The 17184-nt window shown below is 72.7% G+C and carries 13 protein-coding genes; 4 read left to right on the forward strand and 9 right to left on the reverse strand.

The genetic code is table 11. The features are described from left to right. The 9 genes from ACFYQA_RS34675 to ACFYQA_RS34715 form a co-directional block, all read right to left on the reverse strand. Positions 1–417: AAA family ATPase (locus ACFYQA_RS34675; protein WP_388926622.1), on the reverse strand; the 417-nt coding region annotated here is incomplete at its 3' end. A 14-nt stretch (positions 418–431) separates the two neighbouring features. Next, complete coding sequence (ruvA, locus tag ACFYQA_RS34680) at positions 432–1058, reverse strand: Holliday junction branch migration protein RuvA (RefSeq protein WP_388926625.1); 627 nt, start codon at positions 1056–1058, stop codon at positions 432–434. Beyond that, positions 1055–1609, reverse strand: coding sequence for a crossover junction endodeoxyribonuclease RuvC (locus ACFYQA_RS34685; protein ID WP_388926699.1), 555 nt, complete (start codon positions 1607–1609; stop codon positions 1055–1057). Before ACFYQA_RS34685 ends, ruvA begins: the two co-directional genes overlap by 4 nt. Positions 1610–2233: 624 nt before the next feature. Next, entirely contained in the window at positions 2234–2809 is a 576-nt protein-coding gene (locus ACFYQA_RS34690) for a hypothetical protein (protein ID WP_388926627.1), read from the reverse strand. Continuing rightward, a complete protein-coding gene (locus ACFYQA_RS34695) occupies positions 2806–4203 on the reverse strand; it encodes a hypothetical protein (protein WP_388926630.1) in 1398 nt (465 codons plus the stop codon). Before ACFYQA_RS34695 ends, ACFYQA_RS34690 begins: the two co-directional genes overlap by 4 nt. After that, positions 4200–5033, reverse strand: a complete 834-nt coding sequence (locus tag ACFYQA_RS34700; protein WP_388926633.1) for an ABC transporter ATP-binding protein — start codon at positions 5031–5033, stop codon at positions 4200–4202. The genes ACFYQA_RS34695 and ACFYQA_RS34700 overlap by 4 nt, the downstream gene beginning before the upstream one ends. Beyond that, positions 5030–5848, reverse strand: a complete 819-nt coding sequence (locus ACFYQA_RS34705; RefSeq protein WP_388926636.1) for a zf-HC2 domain-containing protein — start codon at positions 5846–5848, stop codon at positions 5030–5032. Before ACFYQA_RS34705 ends, ACFYQA_RS34700 begins: the two co-directional genes overlap by 4 nt. After that, positions 5845–6405 (reverse strand): RNA polymerase sigma factor, encoded by a 561-nt coding sequence (locus ACFYQA_RS34710; RefSeq protein ID WP_388926639.1) that lies wholly within the window; start codon positions 6403–6405, stop codon positions 5845–5847. Before ACFYQA_RS34710 ends, ACFYQA_RS34705 begins: the two co-directional genes overlap by 4 nt. Positions 6406–6989: 584 nt before the next feature. Next, a complete protein-coding gene (locus tag ACFYQA_RS34715; protein WP_388926642.1) occupies positions 6990–9779 on the reverse strand; it encodes a glycosyl hydrolase in 2790 nt (929 codons plus the stop codon). A gap of 464 nt (positions 9780–10243) precedes the next feature. On the opposite strand from ACFYQA_RS34715, the gene ACFYQA_RS34720 reads away from it, so the two are divergent. From ACFYQA_RS34720 to ACFYQA_RS34735, 4 genes are all read left to right on the forward strand, one after another. After that, a complete protein-coding gene (locus ACFYQA_RS34720) occupies positions 10244–10414 on the forward strand; it encodes a thiazolylpeptide-type bacteriocin (protein ID WP_031128743.1) in 171 nt (56 codons plus the stop codon). Positions 10415–10980: 566 nt separating this feature from the next. Next, on the forward strand, positions 10981–12825 hold the full coding sequence (locus ACFYQA_RS34725; protein ID WP_388926645.1) for a BTAD domain-containing putative transcriptional regulator: 1845 nt from the start codon (positions 10981–10983) through the stop codon (positions 12823–12825). A gap of 125 nt (positions 12826–12950) precedes the next feature. After that, entirely contained in the window at positions 12951–15215 is a 2265-nt protein-coding gene (locus ACFYQA_RS34730) for a TOMM precursor leader peptide-binding protein (RefSeq protein WP_388926648.1), read from the forward strand. Next, a complete protein-coding gene (locus ACFYQA_RS34735) occupies positions 15205–17139 on the forward strand; it encodes a TOMM precursor leader peptide-binding protein (protein WP_388926651.1) in 1935 nt (644 codons plus the stop codon). The genes ACFYQA_RS34730 and ACFYQA_RS34735 overlap by 11 nt, the downstream gene beginning before the upstream one ends. Positions 17140–17184: the final 45 nt, after the last annotated feature.

Raw genomic sequence — 17184 nt, forward strand, 5'->3', positions numbered from 1 at the left:
CTCCATCGCCATGTAGAGCATCTCCTCGGCGGGCCGGGACATGCGGTGGATCTCGTCGAGGAAGAGGACCTCACCCTCCTGGAGGGAGGACAGGACCGCGACCAGGTCGCCCGCGTGCTGGATGGCCGGTCCCGAGCTGATGCGGATGGGGGCTTCCATCTCGGCCGCAATGATCATGGAGAGGGTGGTCTTGCCGAGGCCGGGGGCGCCGGAGAGCAGCACGTGATCGGCGGTGGCGCCGCGCGCGCGTGCGGCGCGCAGCACGAGGTCGAGCTGCTCGCGGACCTTCTCCTGACCGATGAACTCGTCCAGGTCCTTGGGGCGCAGGGCGGCCTCGACGGCCTGGTCCTCCCCGTCGGCGACAGATCCCACCAGCCGCTCGATGAGGGCGGCGGTTTCGGCTTCGTCCCGGGTCATTCAGTCCACTCCTCTCAGCGGGCACGGTTCAGCGTGCGCAGGGCGGCGCGCAGCAGATGCGACACCTTCGGGGCGGCGCCGTCGGCCGCGGCGGCCTCGGCGGCGGGGGTGACGGCCGCGATCGCCTCCTCGGCCTCGTATGCGGAGTACCCGAGGCCGACGAGCGCCGCGTGAAGTTGTTCGCTCCAGGGCGCGGGAGCGGCGGCGCCGGCCGGGTGGCTGGTCGCGGCGGCACCGGCCGGCTCACCGAGTCGGCCGGCGAGCTCCAGCAGCAGCCGCTGGGCACCCCTCTTGCCGATGCCGGGCACGGCGGTGAGCGCCTTCTCGTCGCCCTGGGCGACCGCGCGCCGCAGTGCGTCCGGGGTCTGCACGGCGAGCATGGCCTGGGCAAGGCGCGGCCCGACGCCGCTGGCGGTCTGCAACAGCTCGAAGACCTGCCGCTCGCCGTCGTCCGCGAAGCCGTAAAGGGTGAGCGAGTTCTCGCGCACGACCAGGGAGACGGCGAGCCTGGCCTGTCGGCCGATGCGGAGCTCGGCCAGGGTGTCGGGCGTGCACTGGACCGCCATGCCGACGCCGCCGACCTCGATGACCGCGGTGTCGGGGGCGAGCGCGGCGACCGGGCCGCTGACGAAGGCGATCATCGGATCGTGCCCTTCCGAAGTCGTGCGAGTGCGGGAGCGGGGCAGGCGGTGGCGTGCGCCTGCTGCAGGCGGTTCAGCGCCTGGGCGCGCCAGATATGGCAGATGGCGAGCGCCAGGGCGTCGGCGGTGTCGGCCGGCTCGGGTGGGACGTCGAGTTGCAGCAGCCGGGTGACCATGGCGCCGACCTGGGCTTTGCCCGCGCCTGCGCTGCCGGTGACGGCGACCTTCACCTCGCTGGAGGTGTGCCAGGCGACGGGCAGGCCACGCCGGGCCGCGCACAGGATCGCGACTGCGCTCGCTTGCGCGGTGCCCATCACGGTGCGCACGTTGTACCGGCTGGACACCCGCTCCACGGCGACGGCTCCGGGTCGGTACTCGTCCAGCCACCGCTCGATGCCGCGCTCGATGAGGAGGAGGCGGTGGCCGATGTCCGCGTCCGCCGGGGCGCAAAGGACGCCGGCGGCCGTCACCGTGAGCGGCCGTCCGGGGGCGTCGTCGACCACCCCGAGGCCGCACCGGGTCAGCCCCGGGTCCACGCCGAGCACCCGCAGGGTGCCCTCCCTGAGGGTCAAAGTCTTCATGATCGAGCCAAGCTTGTGCGTTGGGTCGTGTTGACGCTGGTCGGATGGCGAGTCCGCCTCGCGGATTGCAGGGCGGACCCTCCGGGCGCATCGAGCTTCGCAGACGGAGTCCGCCTGCGAAGCTCGATGCGGACATGGGGAGATTTCCGTGGGCTCCGGTCGGCAAAGTGCGGATTTCAATATATGTCCGACCTGGCCTGGACTTCATAGTAGCTCGAACAAATGTGCGAGGAAAGATCGTGACGGCCACACGGGCCCCGCAATGGCCGGCTCGTACTGGCGCGGCCCCTCCTCTGCGGGGACCGGACACCGCTCATCCGCCCTGGCCACCCGGTCACAAGCCGCCGCGGTGGAGAGGTCATGGCCGCCGGGAGCCGTACGACGATCGCGCATCGCCCGTCCTGCCGCTGCACCGAGTGCGGCTGGACCACCGCAGGCTGGGGGTGCGGCCGCTGCCTCATTGGTTGGGCCTGTCCAGCGCTTGCCGGCTGGTGGCCCGCCGCGACTTGCCGGCGCCTTCGTGAGCGCCGCGGCCCCGCCGCGGCGCTCACGAAGGGCGGGGCCGCGCACGAACACGGCCGTGGTCCGGTCCGGTTACCGTCTCGGTCCCGCGACGGCGTAGGCCGCGGTACCCGCGACCGAGAGGACCAGGGCCGTCCAGGTGCCCGCTGCCGTGCCGGGTGGCAACAGCATCCAGGTCGCCACCTGCATCGGCGCACTCGTCGAGGGCGGGGCGAAGAACGAGAACGAGAGCCAGGCGAACGGCAGCGTCCATGCGTACTGGCCGCCCGAGAACGCCGCGCCCAGGGCGGCCAGTCCCATCAGGCCCGCGCTGTCCCGGACGACGAACGCGAGGGTGGCCATGTCCTCGCCCCTTGTCTGCACGGTCAGCAGCACCGTGCAGACGACCGCGCCGGCGAGCAGCACGTGCGCCGCTCTGCGGGGCGCCCAGCGGATCGCGGCCGTCCGGTCCAGCTCGAGGTCCTGCCCGCTGAGCCCGATCGAGGCTGCCATCACCCCTGCGGCGAGGACGAGCACGGGCAGCCGCGGATCACCGGGCCCTTCGCCCTCGTCCCGGGCGAGCGCCCACACCGTCACCGCGCTGATCACCACTGCGGCGAGCGACGCGGGTACCTGACGCGAGCGCGCGTACAGCGTCAGCCATCTCACCGGGACGCACCGCCGGACAGTGCGTCGAAGGCGTCGCCCTCGCAGGAGAGCGCGACGGTGCGCATCGCGTTGATCCGCGAGAGCTGTTCGGCCCGCGGCAGCGCCGCGAGCTCCTTCCACACCGGGCGGGTCTCGGCCTCGACCTCGCTGCGCAGACTTGCCGGCTCTGTGCCGGGAAGCGGCCTGAGGTCCCCGAGGACCCAGCCCACCGCGACGGTCTGCGCGAAATCCTCGTTCCCCCAGCTGCCCCAGCCGACGGGGGTGCACCCCGGCACCATGGCTTTGGCGATCAGGGCCCGGGTCAGCTCCTCGCCCTCCGCGGCGGCGATGACGCCGTCGTCGAAGTCGAAGAGCACGGTCTCGCCGGACCACTGCGGCATGGCGCCGTCCGGCAGTACGGCGGTGTTCTCCCGGACCGAGACCGGCGCCCGGCCGCCCAGCGCGCCGTGCAGCAGGCGCAGTGCCTCCTTACCGGGACCCGCGAGGTCGGCGAGTCGTGTCTGGTGCGCCTTGGTCACGCACACCGGGCCGTCGCACACCGGCTCCGCGGCGGCCTCGTCCACGACGTACATCCGTCGCGGGTCGGAGGGGAGGACGAGCAGAGCGAGCGCGGTGCCCGCCAGGGCGGGCGTCAGGGCGATCAGCCGGGAGCGCGGGGTCGCGACGACCAGCAGCGCGAAGCCGGTCGCGGCCAGGCCGAGCAGCCAGATCGTCTGCCCGACGTGCACGGAGGCGGAGAGCGTGACGAGCACATCGCGCACCTCCTCCACCGCCGGTGACAGCAGGGAGACCCGGTTGGGCTCCGTGCTCGGAACCCCCGTCGCCGTGGTCGTCTCCGTCCGGCCCAACGACATGTGCATGAGGGCCGTGAACACGAAGGCGCCCATGGCCAGCGCGGGCGGGGTGAGCACGGACGGCAGGGCCCGCCCGGCTCCCATGCCCAGCACCGCACCCGCGACGAGGAAGAGTGCCCCCACCAGCGAGATCGGCAGCCACCCGAGGTGCGTGTACCCGGTGTTGGCGAGCACCTGGACCGCACCCACGAGGACGAGGAGCGCAAAGGCCGAGGTCAGCGTGATCACCGTCGTGCCCGCCAGCATGGCCGCGCGGTGCCGGGCGGGTCGCGGCGTACTCCTCAGCAGCTCGGACATCTTCGAGCGGTGGTCGCGCAGGCCCTGCAGCGCCCCGAGCCCCACGGCCAGCGGCCACAGGTAGAACAGCAGGCTGCGGGTCCACATCGCCAGGGACGTCCACTGAGCCGTCCACGCCGTGGTGCCCCTCCACCACGAGGCGTCCACCAGGTACAGGAACGCCAGCGCGCTCGTGAGGACCACGACGCCGGCCCACGGGGCCACGGAACGCTTCAGCTCGATGCGCAGGACACGGATGTTCACCAGGCGCCCCTTCCCTGACCGGGGCCCTGCAGCAGCGCCGAGTAGCCGCGCTCCAGAGGGCTGTCACCCACATGCTCGGGGCCGCCCTCCGCGGCCAACTCGTCCGGGGTGCCCTGGAAGACCAGTCGCCCCTCGGCGAAGAGCACCACGTCGGTGCAGGCGGCGGCGACGTCCTCCACCAGATGGGTCGAGACGAGCACGCAGGTGTCCGTACCCAACTCCTGCAGCAGCTCGCGGAAGCGCAGCCGCTGCGCCGGGTCCAGGCCGGCCGTCGGCTCGTCCAGCAGCAGGATCGTCGGGTCGTTGACGATGGCCTGGGCGATGCCGGCCCTGCGCACCATGCCGCCTGAGAGGGCCTTCATCCTCTCGTCGGCGCGGTCCGCCAGACCCACCCGCTCCACGGCGCGCTGCACCGCCTCGGGGATCTCCGCCTTCGGCACCTCCTTCAGCCACGCCATGTACTCGACGAACTCGCGCACCGTGAAACGTTTGTAGTAGCCGAACTCCTGCGGCAGGTAACCGATCCGGCGGCGCAGCGCACGGTGCTCGCCCATGCCGCCCGCGGACTCGCCGAGGATCTCCAGGGTGCCCTCGGTGGGGCGCAGTACGGTGGCCAGTGTCCGGATGAGGGTGGTCTTGCCCGCCCCGTTGGGGCCGAGGAGTCCGTGTACGCCGGTGCCCAGCGACAGGTCGAGGCCGTCGACGGCCATTCGTTTCCTGCCGACCCTGACCTTCAGCCCGGTGGCCTGGATCTCCCAGGCGTAGGCCGTCGGTGCGATGTCGGCCGCGCTCACGGCGAACGTCATGTGGTGTTCCTTTCCGATGGTCATCGATGGGCTCCCAGCACGGAGTACGCGCCTCTGCGGGCGATCACGACACCGATGCCGAGCGCGAGAAGCAGCCCCCACACGGGCAGACCGCCCGTCTGCAGGGCGAAGGCCGTACGGCTGGTGGTCAGGGTCGGCGCCACGACCACGACGGCCCACACGCCGACCAGCGCGACGGCGGCGCGGGTCACCCCGAGGACACCGCCGAGCGCCAGCGTCGTCGCCGTGAAGGCCAGGCAGGGCAGCAGCCACTGAACCACCATCACCCCCGTCGCCCATCCGCCCACCAGCAGCGCGGGGACGACCACGCCGAGCACGGACGCGGTGCGCCGCAGTACCAGATAGAGCCCGGCCCTGGGCACCGAGGCCGTCAGTTCGTACGCCGGGTCCAGACCGCGTGACCAGGACGCCGCGACGCCGAGTACGGGCAGGACCGGTGCGAACAGCAGCACCAGCGACACCTCGCCGGAACCGGTGTCGGCCAGGTCGAGCAGCAGGGCCAGCAGTGTCACGCCCACGACCATGGCCAGCCACGGCACCATCGTGGGCGTCATCCACCTCGACAGCCGCGCCGGCCGGCGCCGTCCGCGCGGCATCGTGGCGGTGACCGCCAGCTGGGGTTCGAGGCCGGACCACACGGCGTCGACCAGCGACACCACGGCGGGTGCCTGGGCACCGACAGCGGCGGACAGCCGGTCACGGCACACCCGGCACGCCTCCAGATGGGCTTCCACGGCCCACACCTCGTCGGCGGCGAGGTCCGTGCCACCGCGCGCGTAACCCTCGATGATCCGCATCGACGCGTGTTCCACGCTCACGCCAGCGCCCTCCGCATCGCGATCCGGGCCCGGCGGGCACGGGTCTTGACCGTGCCCTCGGGCAGCCCGAGCAGGACCGCGGTCTCCCGGACGGACAGCCCGTCGAGCACCATGGCCTGCAGTACCTGTCTCAGCTCCGGCGCGAGGCACCGCAGCGCGTCCCCGACATCACCGCCGACGGTCGCCGCGAGCACCTCCTCCTCGACGGCGGGCGCCGCTTCGGGCACAGCGGCGGCCGGCGGCGGCTCCGCGTGGTGAGCCCTGCGCCGGAACGCGTCGACCAGGCGGCGCGACGCGATCGTCCACAGCCAACCGGTAGCCGTCCCTCCGACCGCGGCCCCGGCGAACGCGCCCGCCGCGCGCCACACCGCCAGATAGGTCTCCTGCATGACCTCCGCGACGATCTGCTCGTCCACACACCGGCGGCGCAGCCGCACCGCCATCCACGGCGACGTACGCCGGTACAACTCCTCGAACGCGGCACGGTCACCTTGTGCCACCAGCCGGACGAGACGCTCCTCGTCCACCTCGTGCAGCGCTGCCCTGACTGATCTCACACCCGATAGACGCCCGAGCCGGGCCGCAGGTTTTCCCCCCGACGTGATCCCCGCCACATGCGGGAAACGCCTGAGTTCTACTCAACTGAGCTCTCGCCATTACGCAGCGGTGGTTTCGCTGGTCCGGACAGTCTCGCCGAACGGGGCGGGGGTGGCTTGAGCTGCTGTGGCTTCAGTGGTCCGAGCGCAAGGGCCCCTCCGGGTGCAGCACGCTGACGCCGGGTGGAGCCAAGGACCGGCCGAAACCGCGGCTGCCGGACCCACTCCGCAGACCTCGCAGGCTGTGCCGGCGGCGCCGGCCTCCCGGCCGCCGCCGCGTCACGCAGCCGACGGAGCGGACTCGGACCGGGCGTCAAGGGCGTAACCACCCGGTAAGCGATGCCCGTGAGGGATGTCCGTGGGGGGGGGGACCGGTCCTTCGATGACCGTGCCGGCTCCACCACGTCCCGCTTGAACCCTTCCCGGAATTTCGAGGGCCGCTCCGGAGTCGGGCGGTAGCTCCTCGGCGTCCGTGATCACCCCGGCCACGCTGGTGTGGCGGGCATCGGCCTGACGCCGATGCCCGCCACCGGCTTTCCGCCGGTTCAGCTGTAAGGAATGACCAGCACGGACTTGTCCGTACCCGTCTGGAGCTTCGAGGTGCCGTTGCCGATGGCGCTCCACACCTCGAGGCGTACGGTGCCGCCCTCCAGATGGCCCGGTGCGCCCGTGGACGACTTGAGACCGCGTGCCTGCGTGTACTCCTCCCATCCGGTGACCGGGTCGGTCGCGAAGTAGTGGTACGTCTCGGTCCGGTCGAAGCTGCCGTTGCCAGTGAAGTCGTAGCTGATCCGGGCCTGCTGGCCGAGCCCGACCGTGCTGCCCGCGTCCACCTGGAGCCGGAAGGCGGTCTGTGCGCCCGGGGCGAGCGTGCCGTTGACGCCGCGGACCTCGTAGACGAGGGGCTGGTACGGGGTGCCGTCGTGGTTGGCGCCGCCACCGGAGGCGATGGTGTCGTTGCCCGCCGTGCCGCCGGTCGCCGTGGTCAGGGCGCCACCGCTGCGCAGTTGGAAGGTGTTGCCGGTCGGCGGTTCCGGGTCGGGGTCGGGGTCGGGATCCCCTGAGCCGGTCCCGGTGCCGCTTGCGGTGGAACGGGCCGGTACGGAGAGGGTCTTGCCGTCGGAGAAGGTGACGGTGCGGGCCGTCGGTCCGTGGTTGTGGGCCGCGTAGGTCCGGGTGGTTCCCTTGGTGAAGACGGCGGAGGTCGGGAGGTCACCGGTCACGGTGGCGTCCGGGGCTCCGAGGGTGTCGAGGGTGTTGATCCAGTGGTAGGTGTGCGCCTTCGACTCCCCTTCTTCCGGGGTGTAGCCGGCGTGGCCCGCGTCCCACTTCGCCTTGGCCGCACCCGGGTCGGCGAAGGACTGGAACTCCCAGAGGAGATCGCGCCATTCGACGGCCGGGCCGCCGTTCTCCCGTTCCATCTCCGCGATGTTGCGCCGGATCGCGGCCTTCTCACCGCCGAGGTGGAGCGATCCGCCGGTCACGGGCAGGACGTTGATGCCGTGGATCTCCTCGGGGTTGGCGGTCCACCAGGTGGCGTAGGCGGCGCCACTGCCCCACACCATGCCGGCTGTGTCGTGACCGAAGGAGGACGGGAAGACCTGCTCGTCGGCGTCGAACCAGTACTGGGCGATCGACTCCGACTCGGTGGTCAGCAGAAAGGTGCCGAGGTCACGCAGCGAGGTGTCGCCGGTGGCGGAGCCCCACAGGACGAGGGCTGCGCTGAGGTTGGTGGACTCGGAGGAGGACTCCTGGTTGTTGCCGGCGGCGAAACCCTGATGGCCGGAGGCCCAGCTGTGGCCCGCGTAGACGTCGAAGCCGCGCAGGAAGGGGAAGGCGGTGTCGGTGCGGCTGGGGTTGGCGGTGTCCCGTACGAGGGTCTTGACCATGCCGCCCCAGGCGGATTCGGCGGCCCATCCCTGGTCGTACTGGGCGACGATCGCCGCCGCGTAGACGTAGTAACTGTAGTGGAAGTGGTGGTCGTTGAGCTCGGTGTCGCTGCCGTAGGAGGCGGGGTAGCCGGTGAGCGTCTTCCAGTCCTTGTCGTAGCTGAACTCGTTCGCGCCTCCCGCTGTGAACCAGTCCTGGAGCTTGCCCTTCATCAGGCCGAGAAGCCTGTCGCGGATGCCGGTCTCACCGATCTGGTCGGCCACCGGCACGAGCTGGGCGAGGCGGCCGAGGGCCTTGCCGGTCCAGTAGGTGTCGGAGGCGCCGGAGAAGGGGTCGGTGGCGTTCACGACCTCGTTGAGGTAACCGCGCAGTCTGGCGGCGTCCACGCCGTTCGACTTGGGCAGCGCGGGCAGCACAGCCGCCGCCTTCTGGCTCGTGGTGAAGGAGGCCGACTCGCGGACCTTCATGGTGCCGCGTGGTGAGACGTAGGTGTAGGAGGTGAGGGGGTCCGTGGTGTTCAGCCACTGGTGGCGGTAGAGCGCCTGGAGCGTGCCGCGCTCGGTGCCTTCCTTCGCCTCGGTGGTGAGGGTGTAGGTGGCCTTGACGGTGCCACCGGTGTAGTTCCAGGTGGCCTTGGAGTCGGTGACGAAGCTGTAGGCGTACTTCGTGAAGGTCGCCAGCGCGCCGGTGGACGGCAGTACGGCGACGGAGAAGTAGTCCTTGGAACCGAGGCCCGCGGTGACGGTGGAGCCGGCGATGCTCCAGTCGCTGCCGGTCGGTGCGAAGAGGGCGTAGTGGTGACCGGCGACGGTGATGCCGAGGACGTTGCCCTGGTCGGCGAAGACGGTGGGCGCGCCGGCGGTGGTGATCTGGGCGTTGCCGCCGGAGCCCTTGGCGTATACGAACGGGGAGCCGTGGCCGATGGTGGTGCGCAGGGTGCGGGCGCCGTCGGACCATTGGGGGGTGACCGTCCAGTCGGACCAGTCGTCGGCCTTGGTGTCGGGTGAGTTGAGGCCGGTCAGTCCGATGGTGAGGTCGCGCTTGTGGGCGTACTCGTACTGGCGGCCGTCACCGACGATCGCGGGGGACGTCGGGTAGCCGACGTCGAGCCCGCCGGCCGTGGCCTGGTAGGTGAGGGGGTGTCCGTACATGGGGGTCGAGTACGGGTTGTCGCCGTAGCGCTGGAAGGCGAGGGAGGACCACCAGTCGTTGGTGGGCGCGGGCCGGTTCCGGGCGGCGGCGGTCAGCTTGGGCGTGACCGGCGTTCCGGTGTTGGTGGTGGGGCCCGACGTGCCGGGGGGCCGGGTGTCGGAGTAGCTGCCGGAGCCTACGGGGACGGTGGCGGCGGCCGCCGGTACGGCGGCCGGGCCCAGGCCGACGGCGGCGAGGGCCGAGGCCAGGAGCAGTACCACTGCCGGTCTGGTACGGGCGCGGGGGGATGGCATGAGGCACCTCAAGTCTTCACAGGAGGGGGGTCTGAGAGCGCTCTCAGATGGCCGGAACGTAAAGCCCCTGTAATGCACGTGTCAATAGATTGAACACGGCGGGCAGGTGGTACCGAGCCCAAACCCGTTCTGTCTTCGCGTCTTGACGGTGTGAGCGCGTGGGGCCCCCTTCGAGCGGACGCCGAGAGCCCCCTCAAATCGCTCCAGCGACTCACTGGCAGTGGTGACTTCGGTGACACGGTCTGCAACCGGGCGGGCAACAGCTGCGACCCGGCCCGGTGCGCGGCGTCGGCGACATCGCGGTGACTCCGGCACCGCTCACACGGCCGGCGCTGGCGCGGTGTGCCAGCGGAATGACAGCGGAAGACGTGCCGAACGGTGAGCGGGAGCCGCTGGACTGGTCCTGTAACCGCCTGCGGCCACCACCGGACACGGTGGTCCGCCCCGACTCCTGGGGAGACACCATGAACAAGGACCTGAGCACCCTCGCCGACGAGATCCTCGAGCTCGAGGCCGAGACCTTCGAGATCTCCGACTACTCGGACGCCAGCGAGGTCGTGCTGGCCGGCTGCACCAGCACCAGCTCCACCTCGACCTCCAGCTCCACCTGCAGCACCACCTCCTGCTCCGCCTGACCCGGCGTCCGGCGCGGCAACGCCCGGTCGGCGCCCGCCTCCTTCACGGAGGAGGGCGCCGACCGGGCGCTCGGCATGCCCGGGACCCGTCGTGACGGCGCCCGACGAGGCATGCTCCGGCCGCGGGCCGGAGAACCGGCCGGGGCAAAAGTGAACACGGTGAAAAGGTTCGGCGAATCCGGTGAATCAAGCACGTTCGTTTCCCTGACCGTACCGCCGGTAAGACCACGACCTGCCGCCCGACGGTGGGTCACTTACCAGTAAATATGGCCTGCTGACAGTTATTTGACGGTACGTCAATGACTGAAAATTGCCTCTCAGGCATTTCATAACCACCCCTTGACCCACGTTCTACGCCAGTAGACACTCACCACTGCCGCAAGACCGAAGGCATACGTGCACTACGACTTCACAATCTGCGCCGTACCGCCCGTGCCGGCGAAAAAGCAGGCGTCCTGAATGAGTCACCGCTCAGACAGGGCCCGCTTCGACGGCACGGCACCGCCACCCCGGAGGGGGCAGCGGTCCGGATCCGCAGAAGTACGAGGGTCAACGGGGGGGACCAGGTGCGTTTTCAGTTGCTCGGCCCGCTCAGCATCACCGACGGGCGTGAGGTGGTCGTCCTGCCGCCTGCCAAGCCGACGTCGCTGCTGGCGGCGCTGCTGGTCCGGCCCGGCGAGGTGGTCCCCACGGAGCGGCTGCGCCAGGCCGTCTGGGGGGAGAGGCAGCCGGCGACGGCGAAGGCGGCCCTGCAGAGCTGCGTCCTGCGGCTGCGCCGTCTCTTCGCCAAGTACGACATCGAGGAGCAGTCGGTGGTCGCGGTCGCCGGGGGCTACCGCCTTCCGGCCGACGGCGACACCCTGGACCTGCTGCACTTCCGCCGCCTGGTGTCGGAGGCAGACGGCGCCAGAGAGTCCGAACTCCCCTTGCTGCGCACGGCACTCGGCCTGTGGCGGGGACCGCTTCTGGCCAACGTCCCCTCCGACCTCCTGCACCGCGACGAGGTGCCCCGGCTGGTCGAGGAACACCTGCGCGTCCTGGAACGCGTCTGCGAGATACAACTGGCCCGCGGACGGTGTCGCGAGGTCCTGGTGGACCTGTGGGAGGCCACCCGGACCCACCCCCAGCACGAAGGGCTCTCCGCCCAGTTGATGCGGGCGCTCTACGGGGCGGGACGGCAGAACGAGGCGCTCGCCGAGTACCGGAGGATCAGGGCCCACCTTCGGGACGAACTCGGCGTCGACCCGGGCGCGGCACTGCAGAACCTGGAACTGGCCATTCTGCGCGGCGAGGAATTCCCCGGCGCAGCGCTCGCGGCCGCGGAGCGCGACGGGCACGGCGCCGCGGCCGGAGCGGCCCCGTCCGGCGACGGCCGCCCGGGACCGGGCCCCTCGCCGTGCCCCCGGCTGCCCCGTGTCCCCGGCTTCACCGGACGCTCCCGCGAGACCGCCGACCTCGTGGACCACCTGAACGGCGGTGGCCGGGGCGACGGGCGGACCGACTCCACCCCGGTGATAGCGGTCATCTCCGGAGGGCCCGGGATGGGCAAGACCGCGCTGGCCCTGCACGTCGCGCGACTGGTGGCCGACCGCTACCCGGCGGGCGGCGTGCTGCTGCCGCTGGCCCGGCCCGACGGTACGCCGCGGCCCGCCGTCGAGGCGGCGGCCGAACTGCGTGCCGTGCTCCCCGCCGGCGTCCCCCGCGGGTCGTGCCTGGTGGTGCTCGACGACGTCGTGCACCCGGACCAGGTGCGGGACCTGCTCGACGTACCCGGCTGCGGCGCCCTCGTCGTCACGAGCCGCATGCGGCTGGCCGCCCTGGTCGCCACGCACGGCCCGGCGGTACTGCAACTGGGCGCGCTGACACCGCAGGAGTCGATGGCCCTGCTCACCACCGTCCTGGGGCGGGAGCGGGTCGCGGCGGAGGCCGCTCACGCGCGTGCCCTCACGGACCTGTGCGGGCACGTCCCGCTCGCACTGCGGATCGCCGCCGCCCGGCTGCTGACCCGGCCCAAGCTGCGCCTGGCGGACTACGCAGCGTGGCTGCGCCGGGACCTGCCGGCCCGGCTGGCGCTGCCCGACGACCCCCGGATGTCGGTGCCCCTGACACTCGACGGAGCCCTGGACCGGTTGCCCGGGCCGCTGGCCGACGCCCACCTGCGGCTGGCCCGGCTCAGCGGGCAGTTCACCGCACCGGACGCGGCCACCGCGCTCCGCGTGCCCGAGACCCACGCCGAGGAACTGCTCGAGCGGCTCCTCGACACCGGGCTCCTCGACGAGGAACAGCCTGGAACTCTGCACATGAACAGCCTGTTCCGGGTGCACGCGCTGCACCGGACGGCCCGGACGGGCGACCTCCCTCAGGCCGTTGTCGCCCCGGCCCGGCTCGCACTGCCGTCCGGAGCCACCTGACGGCCCGGCGCCACCACGACGGGACGCGTCCGGCCCGGCCGGTCCGTGCCCCAACGCCCCGCTTCCACCCACTCCTTCAGATCCACCACGGCCGACAGGCCCCGACCCGGAGGTGCGACCCCCGCATGCCCACGACGCCCTACGAGGAGACCGCGGACACCCGGCCCAGGGTGCGCCGCGACGTGCTGTTCACCGAGACACCCAACGGCGTGATCTTCCACAACGCCGACGGTGGCTTCCAGCTCAGCTCCCCGTCCGCCTACCGGTTCGCCACACTCCTCGTCCCGCACCTGGACGGGAGCCGGACCGTGGCGGAGATCTGCGCGGGTTTCCCGGACCCCCAGAAGGCCATGGTCGGCGGCCTGGTCAAGGCGCTCTACGCCCGCCGCTTCGCCCGGTCCGTGCCGGACACCGGACACGGACCCGGCACGTCCCCGGACGCGGCGGTCACCGCACACTTCGCGCAGCAGATCGCCTACATCGACCACTACGCCGACGATGCCGGGGACAGGTTCGCCGCGTTCCGCGGCACCCGTGTCGCGGTGCTCGGTGACGGCCCGGTCGCGCGCTGGTGCGCGTTGTCCCTGATACGCAACGGCTGCGCGCACGTCGCCGTGGAGGCCGCCCAGGCCGAAGGCCCCGCCACCGCCGCGGAGTTCGGCCGGCTCCGGGAGGAGGCGGCCGAGCTCACCGCGCTGGGGGCCCCGGCCGGGGTGACGGTGCTGCCCGCGGCCGGCCCGGCCGGCCCGGCCGGCTGGGACGCGTACGAGGGGTACGACGTGGTGGTCGCCGCCGCAGGCCGCGACGCGTTCCGGACCGCGGTCGCCCTGCTCGGCCAAGGTGTGCCCGACGGCCGCACGCTGCTGCCCGCCTGGACATTCGGCGGCCGGGCGGTGGTCGGGCCGGTCAGTGCCCCCGGCACCGACGGCTGTCTCGCCTGCGCGGCGCTGCGGCTCGGCGCGACCGGGGACCCGGCAGTCGCGGCCGGCCTGTGGAGCCAACTGGCCCTGGGAACCGCTCCGGCTCCCGGGCCGCGCGGACCGCTCGCGGCGATGCTCGGCAACCTGCTCGGCTACGAGGTGTTCCGGCTGGTCACCGAGGCCCTGCCGGCCGAGACCCGGGGTCAGGTGCTGCTCCAGGACATGGCCTCCTTCGACGTCCTCGCGGAGCGGCTGCTCCCCCACCCGCACTGCCCGTACTGCCGGGCCCGGCCCGTCCCGCCCGAGCCCGTCGACCTGACCGCGGCCCCCGCGCGGCCCGTCTTCGAGCCGGTCGTCGCCGCCGCCCCGGACGACGGCGCGACCGAGGGGCCGCTGGCCGAGCTGGACCGCAGGTCGCTCGCGATCCGGCCGTCCGTCGGGGTCTTCACCCGGTACGCGGACGAGCCGGTCACCCAGACCCCGCTGAAGGTCGGCGCGGTGGAGGTCGGCCTGGGCTCGGCCGGGACCCGGACCGTCGTCGCGTTCGACGTCCAGCACACCGCGGGCGCCCGCCTGCGGGCTCTCGACGCCGCCGCCGAGGTCTACGCGGAGCACGTGGTGCCCGCCTTCCCCACGCCGGGCGACGCGTACCTCGCGGACAGCTCGGAGGCCGCGCGGGTGCGGCCGGAGACGCTCTCCACGGCGACCGGCGCCGGGGGCGATCCCGTCGCCGCCTGGACCCCGGCCATCTCCCTGCTGACCAAGGAGCGGATCCTGGTGCCGGCCGGTGCCGTGCGGCCGTTCGGGCCGGACAACCAGGACCGCCGGTTCGAGCCGTCGCGCGCCGGGGCCGGTGCGGGCGACGGGCTGCCCGCCGCCGCGGCGGCCGGACTGCTGTCGGCGCTCGCCCACGACGCGCTGCAGCGGGCCGTGCGCGGCACCGGACGGACCACGGTGCTCTCCCCTGCGCTACTCGCCGGCGACCCCGAGGGAACCTTTCTGCTGCGTTCCGCCGGGCATCTGGGCCTGGAGACCGAACTCCTCGACCTCGGAGAGGCGGACCGCACCGGGGTGTCCGTGGTGCTGGCCCGTACCCGTCCCGCGGAGCCGGGCGAGCCGGTGCGGTGGGCCATCGGCGCCGCCCTGGACCGGGCGGCGGCGGCCGGCGACGCCCTCCGCGACCTGATCGGCACAGTGCAGCTCACCGCCGAGGGGGTGCTGGGCACGCCCGACCTGGGCGATCCGCTGCTGGCCGAACTGGACGCGGCCCTGATCCCGGTCACGGCCGACGTGGCCGAGGAGGAGCCGGCCGCCGACCGGCGGCCGGTGGCGTGGGCGGACGTCCTGGAGCGGCTGGCCTCGGCCGGCCGGGACGCCCTCGTCGTGCCCACGCACGCGGCCGACCTGCCGGCCGCCGGGATCCACACCGTCCGCGTTCTGCTCACCGGGGCGGCCGGCGATGACCGTTGACCTGACCGAGGCCTCCGCGGAGCCGCGCCGGGACGCGTGCCGCCGCTTCGCCAAGGACCTCCGCCGGGCCCTGTGCGACCTGCCTGCCGTACCCGGACTCCCGGTCCCCGGCATCGGTGTCGGAGCACTCGGGGTGCGGGACGCCTTCACCGACATCGGGGATGCCCCGGACACCGTCCTGCCCGTGCACCTGTACGGCCGGCAGGCGGTGATCGGTCCCTGGCCAGTCGAGGGGCGGGCGGGCTGCGCCGTGTGCCTGCGGCGCCGCTGGCAGGGCGTGCGCTCGGTCGGTCTGCGGGAGGGCCTGGAACTGCGCGGCGGCACCCGGGAGGCGGGCACCTGGCCCTATCTGGTGCCGTTCGCCGCGCAGGCGGTCGCCACGCTGATCGCCCGGCTCGCCGCGGCCGGCCCGGACCGGGACGCGCCGTTCCCCGACGTGTGGCTGATGGATCTGGAGGACCTGACGGTTCGCCACCACCCGCTGGTGCCGGATCCGGACTGCCCCCGCTGCGGCACCCCCGAGCCGGTCACGGCCGAGTCGGCGGCCCTGAGCCTGCGACCCGCGCCGAAGTACCGGCCGGGCGTCGGCCGGGTCCGCCCGCTGGACGACTACGGCCTGCGAGTGGACGCGTTCGCCAACCCGCACTGGGGGGCGATCGGCCCGTCGGTGGTGTGCGACGTCACCTCGCCGACCACCTCGGCCACGGTGGGCTGCTTCTCCAGCCGCTCCGGCGACTACCTGCGGGAGACGTTCTGGGGCGGGCACGCCGACACCTACCACGACAGCACCCGCATCGGCGTGCTGGAGGGCCTGGAACGCTTCGCCGGGATGCGTGCCCGGGGCCGCGCCGTCACCCTGACCGCCGCCCTGGACGACCTCGGGCCGGGCGCCGTCGACCCGCGCGAGACCGGCCTGTACACGGACGGCTTCCACCGGGCGAACCCCTGGGTGCCTCCGTTCGCACCGGACCGGGCGATCCCCTGGGTGTGGGGCTGGTCGCTGCGGGACGGGCGGCCGCGCCCCGTGCCGGAGATCCTGGCCTTCTACCACAAGCCGGGCATCGAGCACCGCTTCGTGCAGGAGAGCTCCAACGGCTGTGCCTCCGGGGGCAGTCTGGAGGAGGCCGTGCTCAGCGGACTGATGGAGGTCCTGGAACGGGACGCCTTCCTGCTCGCCTGGCACGGGATGCAGCCGCTGCGCGAGATCGATCCGTCGACGAGCACCGACCCGCGCACCCGCTTCATGGTCGACCGCATGGCCATGTACGGGTACCGGGCCCGCTTCTTCGACACCCGGATCACCTTCCCGGTACCCGTGGTCACCGGGGTCGCCGAGCGGTTCGACGGAGGGCCCGCCCGGATGTGCTTCGGGGCCGGGGCCTCCCTCGACCCGGAGGCCGCGCTCGCCGCCGCTCTGTGTGAGATCGCCACCGACTCGGTACAGCTGCTGCACCGCTTCGAGCGCAACGCGGACGGGTACCTCGCCATGGCCGCCGACTACGAGAGGATCACCAGCCTGCACGACCATCCGCTGGTGTACGCGGTGCCGGAGATGGGCCGCCACGCCGACTTCCTGCTGCGGCAGTCCGTGCCCGCGCGGCCCATGAGCGTGGCCGACCTGGCCTGGAGCCGCGCCGACGGCTCCGGCCCGGATGTGCGGGACGACCTGCTCGCCGCCGTGGAGTCCGTGACGTCCGCCGGGTTCGACGTCGTCGTCGTCGACCAGACCACGCCCGAGCAGCACGCCCTCGGGCTGTACACCGTGAAGGTGCTGGTGCCCGGGCTGCTGCCGCTCGACTTCGGCTGGAGCAGGCAGCGGGCCCGGCACATGCCGCGCATGAGCACCGCGCTGCGCGAGGCGGGGCTGCGTGCGGACGACCTGACCGAGGCCGGTCTCAACCCCGGCCCGCATCCGTTCCCATGACCGGCCGACCGCCCCGGCGTGTGAACGCCGACGAACCGAGGAAGA

The organism is Streptomyces sp. NPDC005774 (assembly GCF_042871645.1).
GTDB classification, from domain to species: domain Bacteria; phylum Actinomycetota; class Actinomycetes; order Streptomycetales; family Streptomycetaceae; genus Streptomyces; species Streptomyces pratens.